Source organism: Hyphomonas chukchiensis, from assembly GCF_000682695.1.
In the GTDB taxonomy this organism is placed as follows: domain Bacteria; phylum Pseudomonadota; class Alphaproteobacteria; order Caulobacterales; family Hyphomonadaceae; genus Hyphomonas; species Hyphomonas chukchiensis.
Genome location: NZ_AWFG01000081.1, coordinates 1 through 1030 on the forward strand (window position 1 = coordinate 1; position 1030 = coordinate 1030).

Sequence of the window (1030 nt, forward strand, 5' to 3'; positions counted from 1 at the left end):
GTCCGATTATCCCATCTGCCTTGTCGCCTACAATAATGGGCGGCTGCACGGGGCGTGGATTGATGCAACCGAGCCAAGCGAGGTCATGGACAAGGTCCGCGCCATGCTGGCGGCGTCGCCGGAGCCGGACGCCGAGGAATGGGCAATCCATGATCATGAAGGGTTCGAAGGCGCGCGCCTCTCGGAATATGCCTCGTTCGGGACCGTGTGCGCGCTGGCAGCGTTCATTGGCGAACATGGCGCGCTTGGCGCGAAACTCTACCGCGAGTTCGGCGACGACCTCGCGCAAGCGGAAGCCGCGTTCGAGGATTATGCTGGCGAATATCGCAGCGCCGCGGATTTTGCCGAGGAAGTGACGCGTGACAGCGGGACCGAGATTCCGGCCTCGCTCGATTATTATATCGACTGGCAGGCGCTTGCCCGTGACATGGCCATGAATGGCGAGATCATGGTGTTCCAGACAGGCTTTGATGAAGTCCACATTTTCTGGAGCCGTTGAGCCATGGCGTTCCGGGAGAGATTTGACCGCTATGTCTGCGAAGGCGACAGCATTGACTGCGAGATTGACGGCTTTCGCGTCACCGCGCGGATCGTGCGCGATGATTGTCCCGACGCGCCGGATAAGCGCCAGGACGGATTCTGGCCATCGCTCTATATCAATGATCCGGGATTTATTGGCCCCGGAAACAATTTCCGAGCGCGGCTGGCGAAAGCACAGGCCGAGGCCGAAGCCGTCATGGAGGCTTGGCGCAAGGATGAGTGGTTCTATTGCGGGGTCGTGCTCACCATTGAATGCGAAGGCGTGGAACTGGAATCTCATGCCGCCAGCTTATGTAGAGCTCAACATAAGCTGGCTTATGTCGCGTCCATAGTTATGTGGAGTTGTTGCGCCGCCGCCTTGATTTTAAGGTCCTCCGACGAGACTCCACTCAACATAATCGCGAAGCTTCTTCCGCACTCAGCAGAAGGAGACCGATCATGTGTGCAGCACTTTCACGACGGGCTGAAATCCCGTCCCTGTCCGGGGCAG

At 58.7% G+C, this 1030-nt stretch carries 2 protein-coding genes; both read left to right on the top strand.

Annotation, left to right across the window (positions count from 1 at the left end; all coding sequences use genetic code 11):
• Positions 1-13: 13 nt before the first annotated feature.
• The gene (locus HY30_RS17485; protein ID WP_081812352.1) at positions 14-499 is read left to right on the top strand and encodes an antirestriction protein ArdA; all 486 of its coding nucleotides are present in this window, start codon (positions 14-16) and stop codon (positions 497-499) included.
• A 3-nt stretch (positions 500-502) separates the two neighbouring features.
• On the top strand, positions 503-1030 hold a 528-nt coding region (locus HY30_RS20390), incomplete at its 3' end, for a hypothetical protein (protein ID WP_206741503.1).